The sequence below is a fragment of the Armatimonadota bacterium genome, from assembly GCA_013359125.1.
Taxonomy (GTDB): Bacteria; Armatimonadota; Fimbriimonadia; order Fimbriimonadales; family GBS-DC; genus JABWCR01.
This window is the reverse complement of record JABWCR010000043.1, coordinates 1-8116: the sequence shown is the minus strand read 5'-3', so window position 1 is coordinate 8116 and position 8116 is coordinate 1. Positions and strand designations below refer to the sequence as shown.

Below are 8116 nucleotides of genomic sequence, written 5' to 3'. Positions count from 1 at the left end.
TAGTGCCGCTTGCCCTAGTGCCGCTTGCTCTAGTGCCGCTTGCTCTAGTGCCGCTTGCCCTAGTGCCGCTTGCCCTAGTGCCGCTTGCCCTAGTGCCGCTTGCCCTAGTGCCGCATGCCCTAGTGCCGCTTGCCCTAGTGCCGCATGCCCTAGTGCCGCTTGCCCTAGTGCCGCTTGCTCTAGTACCGCCGGCGTCCCCGCCGGCCCCCAATTTTAACGCCAGTCCCCGCGAGCCAATGGTCTTAACCCCTCATCCCCTCCCCAATCGCAGAGCGATTGGGGAGGGGACTGAACTTTCTAAAGCGAGAGAGTTTCGGTCGGCCTGTTTTCGTTCCCCTCCCTAAAATCGAAGATTTTGGGGAGGGGCCGTTCAATCGGCGCAAACATCCGCGGTCTCTTGACACGCCAGCCAGATCGATTGAGCGACGGCCTTGGCGTCGTTCAAAACTTCGGTCGACCAGAAGCGGAGCGTCCTAACGCCCATCTTGGCCAAAAACGCGTCTCTGGTCGCATCGCGCTCTTGACGACCGTCGTGAAAGTCCCCGTCCACTTCGACGCACAGCCAGCGCGACGGGCAGTAGAAGTCAAGCACGTAGGGCCCGATCGGATACTGCCGCCGAAATCTGACGCCCAGGCGCTTGCGGCGCAACTCTTGCCACAGCGCGTGCTCTCCGGCAGAGGCCGAGCTACGGAGGCCTCTCGCCTTCTGCCGGGCTGCGGGATTGCGATTGGGAAGGCCTTTGGGCACGAAGAACGATTCTGGACGCGCGGCCCGGCTCCTTCTTTTTGAAGCGAGCGAGAACTTTCGCCCCTCCCCTATATCCCCTCCCCAATCGCCCTGCGATTGGGGAGGGGACTGAACTTTCTAAAGCGAGAGAGTTTCGGCCGGCCTGTTTTCGTTCTTGTCTTCAAAATCGCAAGAGTTTCGGTCGGCCTGTTTTCGTTCCCCTCCCTAAAATCGCAAGAGTTTCGGTCGGCCTGTTTTCGTTCTTGTCTTCAAAATCGCAAGAGTTTCGGTCGGCCTGTTTTTGTTCCCCTCCCGAAAATCGCAAGAGTTTCGGTCCCTAAAATCGCAAGAGTTTCGGTCGGCCTGTTTTCGTTCCCCTCCCTAAAATCGCAAGAGTTTCGGTCGGCCTGTTTTCGTTCCCCTCCCTAAAATCGAAGATTTTGGGGAGGGGATACAGGGGAGGGGGCTTAGAAACTCGTCCTCGCGAGCCAAAGGTCTTAACCCTCCGCACCAAACGACGGGTGCGGAGGGAACTGAATGGATCTGAGCCCACGAGATAAAGAAGGCTCCAGACGCTCCTAGCTCCGAGACAACTGCTCGACCGCTTCCTCAACAGCCAAATGGAGAGCGAGCCCCGAACTCGTGCAAATGTGTCTTGCGGCGAGCATTCTAAGATACGACCATTCAATGTAATCGAACTGAAGCTTATCGTTATCGCATTTGCTATAAAGCCGAATGCTGCCGCGAATCGTCTCCAAGTCGAAATTCCAATGAGCCAACGCATTGCGCGCGGTAAAAAAGGTACGAGATGAGAGGTCTTTCAGCAGACACAGCCCCTTAACGTCAAGCCACCCGTTCTTCTTGGCGAGATTAAGAGCCGGTCTTATCTTTTCATGACAGTATGTGAGGGCGACGTTTAGTCCCCATGTCAGAATATACCGACTGCTTGTATCCATTTTCTGTCCGGTGCGGTATGGCTCGAAGCTCTCTCTAGCCGCGAACATGGTGTGCTCGAATGCCTTTAGGCACACAGCATGGTCTATTGGGCCACAAAGACATCGGATGAACTCGGCCCGATGCCCGCTTTGACTTTCACGGAGCTTATCCGCTAAGTGGTTGGCAATAACCTCAAAGAAGGGCTCCCCCGCCACATGATCGCGAAGCGCGCGCGGGAACAAGTCGAGGAATTCCCTGCGATTATCCGCATCCCAGTGAATCCCATCGTCGAGTTCTTTCAATATTTTTTGGCGTTCCTTCTCCAACTTGAGCTCCTCCTGTTATGGATCACTGACTGCTTGTACGAACCCTTGTATCCTTATAGGTCGAGGGACTCCGGGCTGGCGTTAGAGCGCTATCGATCCCTTGAGGCTCCACACCTGCGGGTGCATCCGTACAAAACCCTTGCCCCCGCGAGCCGGATAGGGCCAGGCGGAAGCCTGGCGTTCCCAATCGTCCGGGAGGCCGAGCCTACCCGCGAGCCAAAGCCTTAACCCTCCGCACCAAACGGCGGGTGTGGAGGGTTCCCAATTAACTCGTAATTCCTAATTCGTAACTCCCAATTGATTCAACGGCTCATCCCCACGTGTGTGGGGCAGGCGATGCCGAATTCGAGCGGCGCCTGATCGCCATCGGTTCATCCCCACGTGTGTGGGGCAGGCGATGCCGAATTCGAGCGGCGCCTGATCGCCATCGGTTCATCCCCACGTGTGTGGGGCAGGCGATGAATTATCAAAGGTGTTGCAACTGCTTGACGGTTCATCCCCACGTGTGTGGGGCAGGCAAAAGCCGATACCGGTATTTGCAGAAACATTTGGGTTCATCCCCACGTGTGTGGGGCAGGCGACTTGACGGCCTCGACGCCGAATTCAGCCGACGGGTTCATCCCCACGTGTGTGGGGCAGGCCTTTGGTGTTCGATAGTAGGAAGGTCAGTATACGGTTCATCCCCACGTGTGTGGGGCAGGCGGAGTCGGGTCGTTGGCGCGGTTTTGCGGAGTCGGTTCATCCCCACGTGTGTGGGGCAGGCTTTCGCGGTCGGCCACGTCGCGTCGTACAGCTCGGTTCATCCCCACGTGTGTGGGGCAGGCTGGCCAGGAGGCCTTACGGTGGACGAGGAGGAAGGTTCATCCCCACGTGTGTGGGGCAGGCGAACTGCCGGAATAATTAACTCCAAAGCCATTTGGTTCATCCCCACGTGTGTGGGGCAGGCTCTAAAAGTTACCAGGTTCCTAGGAAGGATACCAGGTTTTCGATCTGTTTGTCAAGGAGCTTTGCACAATCAGTCAAACGCCCGGTCGGCGCCTTTGTCCCGTGCCCTGCACTTTTCGCAACGCGCGAGGCTTTTAATATACCCTATTGTCAAGGGGCCGTTTTGGGCGGGATTTGTGCTCGGAATTGTGCTACAGTTTGAAAAATTCCCGTTCGGCAGCCCCGAGGCGTCGGCCGATTTTATGGCGCGGTCGCTCTGGCAGGCCTGGCGTTCTTTTTTTCTTTTGGTTCTGCCAGGAAAGCAGCCCCAAGCGCCGAAACTCCATCCCCATGAGCTACGATGGATTGGCGGCGGTTTTGAACGCGCCGGGAGCGGATGTAACTTTAGAAGAAATCACCATCGATCCGCCCGGGCCGAACGAGGTCATGGTTCGCCTGACGGCCAGCGGCGTCTGCCATACCGATCTGCACGTCAAGAACATGCAAGGCATGGGGATGCAGTACCCCATTCTCTTAGGGCACGAGGGAGCGGGCATTGTCGAAGCCGTTGGAGACGGCGTTACTCATTTATCTACTGGCGATCCGGTCGTCATCGCCTATCGCGCGCCGTGCGAGCAGTGTCCGGCCTGTCGGCGCGGCGATCCGCGGCGCTGCTGGATGGCGCTGCGGCCTCAGCAACGGTTGCGCCGCAAGCGCGACGGCGCCCTTCTCTCCCAAGTTCTGCGTTGCGGCACGTTCTCTACCCGAACGGTCGTCCACAGCAAAGCGGCTATCAAGATGCCCAAGGATATTCCCTTGGACAAGGCTTGTCTGATCGCTTGCGGCGTCATCACGGGCGTGGGCGCGGCGCTGAACACGGCTCCCGTTTGGGCGGGCGCCAAGGTTGCGGTCATCGGTTGCGGCGGGGTCGGCTTAAGCGTCATCCAGGGCGCGCGGCTGGCCCATGCCAGCCAGATTATCGGTATCGATCTGAACCCGGTCAAATTGGATTGGGCCAAGCAGTTTGGCGCCACGCACACGGTCAATGCGAGCGAGACCGACCCTGTGGCCAAGGCGCGCGAGCTGACCGGCGGCGACGGCGTCGATTTTGCCTTCGAGGCGGTCGGTCTGCCCCAATGCATCGACCAGGGCGTCCGAATGCTGGCTTATGGCGGAACGGTAACGCATATCGGTTTGCCCGATGCCGATGCCCGTGTGAACCTCAATTTGGGCGACATGGACACCGGGGTCTATTGGAACAAGGCTTCGCTGCGCGTCTGTCATTGCGGCGATGCCCTGCCCAGTTCCGACTTTCCTCTGCTGGCGCAGCTCTATCTGCAGGGCAAGCTCGACCTGGACCGGATGGTGACTCAGACCATCGGGCTGGGCGACGTGGAGGCCGCGTTCCATCTGATGGAGCATGGCAACGTCATCCGGTCGGTCATCCTGTTCGATTAGCCGTCGAACGGCCAGGTCGGCAGGTTAACGCGGCTGGGTTTGTCCTGGCGATTGCCGAACAGGTAGTCGGCCTGCATCAGCGTATGGATGTCGGACGTGCCCTCGTAGATTTGGGCGCCCTTGCTGTTGCGATAGAAGCGCTCGACCGGGTATTCGTCCGCAAAGCCATACGCGCCGAACAGTTGGACGGCCTGGTTGGCAGCTCGGTTGGCGGCGTCGGTCGAATACCATTTGGCCAGCGAGGTCTCCTTGGTGTTGCGCTGTCCGACGTTCTTCATCCATCCCGCTCTCAGATAGAGCAGTCGGCTGATTTGATAGTCGGCCTCCATGTGTGCGACCTTCTGCTTGATCAGCTGATGCTGCGAGATGGGGACGCCCGCCGTCTTGCGCTCTTGGGCGTATTTGACCGAGGCTTCCAGGCAGGCCCTGATTAGACCTGCGGAGCCGGAGGCGACCGTGTATCGACCGTTGTCCAGGCTGAACATGGCGATCTTGAAGCCCTCGCCCTCCTCGCCCAATCGGTTCTCTGCCGGCACGCGGACGTTGTCGAAGACGACGCCGCCCGTATTGCCCGCCCGGACGCCTAATTTGCCGTGGATGGCGTAGGTCTTGATGCCTGGCATCGTTCGCTCGACGATAAAGGCGGTCATGCCGGAGTGGTCGCGCTTGGCCTTCTTTTCCAGATCGGTCCAGGCGACGACGAGGAACTGGTCGGCGTAGTCGGACAGGGATATCCAGATTTTTTCGCCGTTCAGGATGTACGATTCGCCGTCCTTTTTGGCCGTGCTTTGCAGGCCGACCACGTCGCTGCCGGCGTTGGGCTCGGTCAGGCAAAACGCGCCCAGCCGCTCGCCGGTGGCCTGCGGGCGAAGGAAGCGCTGTTTTTGCTCCTCCGTTCCCCAAGAGAAGATGGACATGCCGGACAGACCGACGTGCACCGACATGGCGACGCGCAGAAAGGTGTCGCCGTATTCTAACTCTTCGCAGGTTAGGCCGAGGCTGATGTAGTCCATGCCTTGGCCGCCATATTGGCGCGGAAAACAGATGCCGAGCGCTCCGGTTTCGGCCAACTTGTTAAAGACCGACCTGGGGGCGCCGTTGCGATCCCATTCTCTTATGTTCGGCGCCACTTCGCGCTCGACGAAGCTGCGCATGCTCTCCTGGACCAGTTTATGCTCTTCCGTAAGTTGAAAATCCATGCGGCGATTCTACCTCTTGCCCTCGTAGTAGACCCAGAGCGCCGAGGATCGAAAGACGAGCGCCGTCAGGACAAGAATCATCAAGAACATCAGCCACGCGAGCGCAGAGCCGTAGCCGACTTGGAACTGTTCGAACGCCTTTCGATAAAGGTAAAAGGAGTAGAGCAAGGCGGCGTTGTCGGGGCCGGCCGAACCTCCGAACAGAACGAAGGGCGTCGTAAAGGCTTGCAGCGCGCCGATGATGCCCATCACCAAGTTAAAAAAGAGCACCGGCGAGAGCATGGGAAGCGTTACGGCGCGGAATCGCGACCAGACGCCCGCGCCGTCCATTTCGGCGGCTTCGTATAAATGGGTGGGGATGTTTTTGAGGCCGGCCAGATAGATCATCATGCCGCCGCCCGCGCCCCAGAGGCCCATTAGGACCATAGCGGGCACGGCCCAGCCCGGATCGCTCAGCCAATCGGGCATTTGGACGAACGGCACGGCGCCAAAGCCGCCCAGCACATAGTTCAGGATGCCTTGCTGGCGGAAGATCCAAGCAAAGAGCACCGCCGAAGCGACGGCAGGCACGACCGCGGGCAGATAGTAGATGGTTCGGAAGGCTCGGATGCCGCGCACTTTTGCGTTCATCAGGAGCGCCAGCGCCAGGCCGACGACGAGGTGGAGCGGGACGCTGAGCGCGGCGTAGTAGAAGGTCGCTCGGAGCGATTTGCCAAAGAGTTCGTCTTGCCCGGCCAACAGACGCTGATAGTTCTCGGCGCCGATCCATTGAGCGGCGTCGGCAGGCGCCAGGCTGTTCCATCGCATGAAGGAAAGCGCCAAGGAGAAGAGGATCGGTCCCGCGCCAAAGACGAGAAAGCCGATCAGCCAAGGCGAGATAGCGACAAGGCCCCAGGCTTGATCTCGCTGACGCCGCTTGACGCTCAAGACGGCCAAGGTTGCCAGGGTTGGAACGGCGATGAGGACGCAGAGGCCGACCAAGGTCGTCCAAGGCGTCGGCGCGCCCTGTCGCTTGCGACGGTCCTCCTGCACGATACGCACTGCTTCGGCTTGGATCGAGTCGCAGACCGTCTGCGCCGTTAGTCCGGGCTTGGGGATGCCGAATAGGAACGAGCCGAGCTTCTCGTTCAGGATCTCGTTCACATCGCCCCAGCTTTCGCCCATCCATGGCGGCAGCAAGCCCCAAGGCTGGCGTCCGTCCCGATCGTCCATCATGGCGACGAGGGCGTATTTGTTCTGCGGCAGGCCGGGCGAGTTCAGAAACTCGCGGGACAGCGCGACCTCTCGTCGGCAAGGCACGAACAGTCCCGAGTCGGCCAAGATTCGCTGCCCTTGGACGCTGCAGAGGAACTTGACGAGCAAGAACGCCTCGCGCGGATGCTTGGACTGCGCCGATACGCCAAAACCGATCGGCGCGACCATCGTGCCGCGCCCGCCCGGCCCGCGAGGCACGGAGGCGATGTCCCAATCGATCTTGTCGTAGGTGCGGTAGGTGGGGATGTAAAAGGAGCCGGTCGGGCCGTTCATGGCCAGCCGTCCCGATTCGAACAGGCTGACGCCGGTCGTTTTGGGTCGGTTGACATCGGTCGGGAGGGTGCGGTCTTCGCGGGTCATGGCGTGCAGAAACTGGACCGCCTGCACGACTTTGGGCGCATCGAAACTCGGCTCGCCGCCCTCGATGACCGCGCCGCCGTTCTGATAGACCCAGCAGTAGTAGCCCTCTTGCCATTGGGCGAAGCTGGCGCCGAAGAGGTCTGTGATGCCGTCGCCGTCCAGATCGCGAGTGAGACTTTGGGCAGCCTTGCGATAATCGTCCCAGGTCCAATCGTCCGATGGGTAGGGGATGCCGAAGCGGTCGAACAGGTTTTTGTTGTAGAACAGCACAAACGGCACATAGCCCCACGGCAGCGCATATTGGACTTTGCCCTGGCGAAAGGCCTGTACGGTAACAGGAAAGGCGGCCTTCAGCGCCTCGCGGTCGGCGTCTGTCATGAGGTCGTTCAGATCGCGCAGGGCGCCTGCGGCCGCATAGTAGGGCGCGCGCTCCATGCCAACGCTAAGGATATCCGGCGCGTCGCCTCCGGCAATCATGGTATCGACCTTGCGGCCTTCGTTGGTCTTGACGAACTCGATTCGGATGCCGGGATTGCGGGCTTCGAACGCTTTTTTGGCGGCCTGGGCAAACTGTTGATCGCGTTCTTGAGAGTTGACGACCCAGCGAAGGACGACGGCGCCGCCGCGCTGTTGGGGCGAGCGTTCGAGCCAAGCCCATAGCAAGATTAGGAGGACCAGGCTTACGGGCAGCCAGACGCTGCTCTTCATTGCGGATCCATTGTACCGGGGACGCCCTTATCCCTCGTGCTGAGGGATGAGGGTCCAGACTTCGTCCGGGGGGACTTGGCCCCATTCGGGGTCGTCGTCGGCGGGGTAGGTTTCTTGGGCGGCGTTCAGCACGCGGGGTTTGGATTTGTCGACGATTTTGCCGATGGGTTTTCCGGTTTCGGGGTCGTAGACGATTTTGACGGGGTACCAGCCGCCGATGGGGG

6 protein-coding genes and 1 CRISPR repeat array are annotated in these 8116 nt (G+C 60.0%); of the genes, 1 reads left to right on the top strand and 5 read right to left on the bottom strand.

What is annotated here, in order from left to right:
- Positions 1–370 precede the first annotated feature (370 nt).
- Both HUU60_12790 and HUU60_12785 read right to left on the bottom strand, forming a co-directional pair.
- Positions 371–748 (bottom strand): DUF559 domain-containing protein, encoded by a 378-nt coding sequence (locus tag HUU60_12790; protein NUL83573.1) that lies wholly within the window; start codon positions 746–748, stop codon positions 371–373.
- 557 nt (positions 749–1305) lie between these two features.
- Positions 1306–1989, bottom strand: a complete 684-nt coding sequence (locus HUU60_12785) for a hypothetical protein (GenBank protein ID NUL83572.1) — start codon at positions 1987–1989, stop codon at positions 1306–1308.
- A gap of 307 nt (positions 1990–2296) precedes the next feature.
- A CRISPR array of direct repeats spans positions 2297–2935; the repeat unit is 28 nt; unit sequence GGTTCATCCCCACGTGTGTGGGGCAGGC.
- A gap of 329 nt (positions 2936–3264) precedes the next feature.
- Between HUU60_12785 and HUU60_12780 the strand changes: the two genes are divergently transcribed.
- Positions 3265–4371 carry a Zn-dependent alcohol dehydrogenase gene (locus HUU60_12780; protein ID NUL83571.1) on the top strand — a complete coding sequence of 369 codons (1107 nt, stop codon included), beginning with the start codon at positions 3265–3267 and terminating at the stop codon, positions 4369–4371.
- Here the strand turns inward: HUU60_12780 and HUU60_12775 are convergent.
- From HUU60_12775 to HUU60_12765, 3 genes are all read right to left on the bottom strand, one after another.
- Positions 4368–5570: an acyl-CoA dehydrogenase family protein gene (locus HUU60_12775; GenBank protein NUL83570.1), complete on the bottom strand. Its 1203-nt coding sequence runs from the start codon at positions 5568–5570 to the stop codon at positions 4368–4370. The genes HUU60_12780 and HUU60_12775 overlap by 4 nt on opposite strands.
- A gap of 9 nt (positions 5571–5579) precedes the next feature.
- The gene (locus HUU60_12770) at positions 5580–7892 is read right to left on the bottom strand and encodes an extracellular solute-binding protein (protein NUL83569.1); all 2313 of its coding nucleotides are present in this window, start codon (positions 7890–7892) and stop codon (positions 5580–5582) included.
- A 27-nt stretch (positions 7893–7919) separates the two neighbouring features.
- A partial coding sequence (locus HUU60_12765) for a hypothetical protein (GenBank protein NUL83568.1) occupies positions 7920–8116 on the bottom strand: 197 nt, incomplete at its 5' end.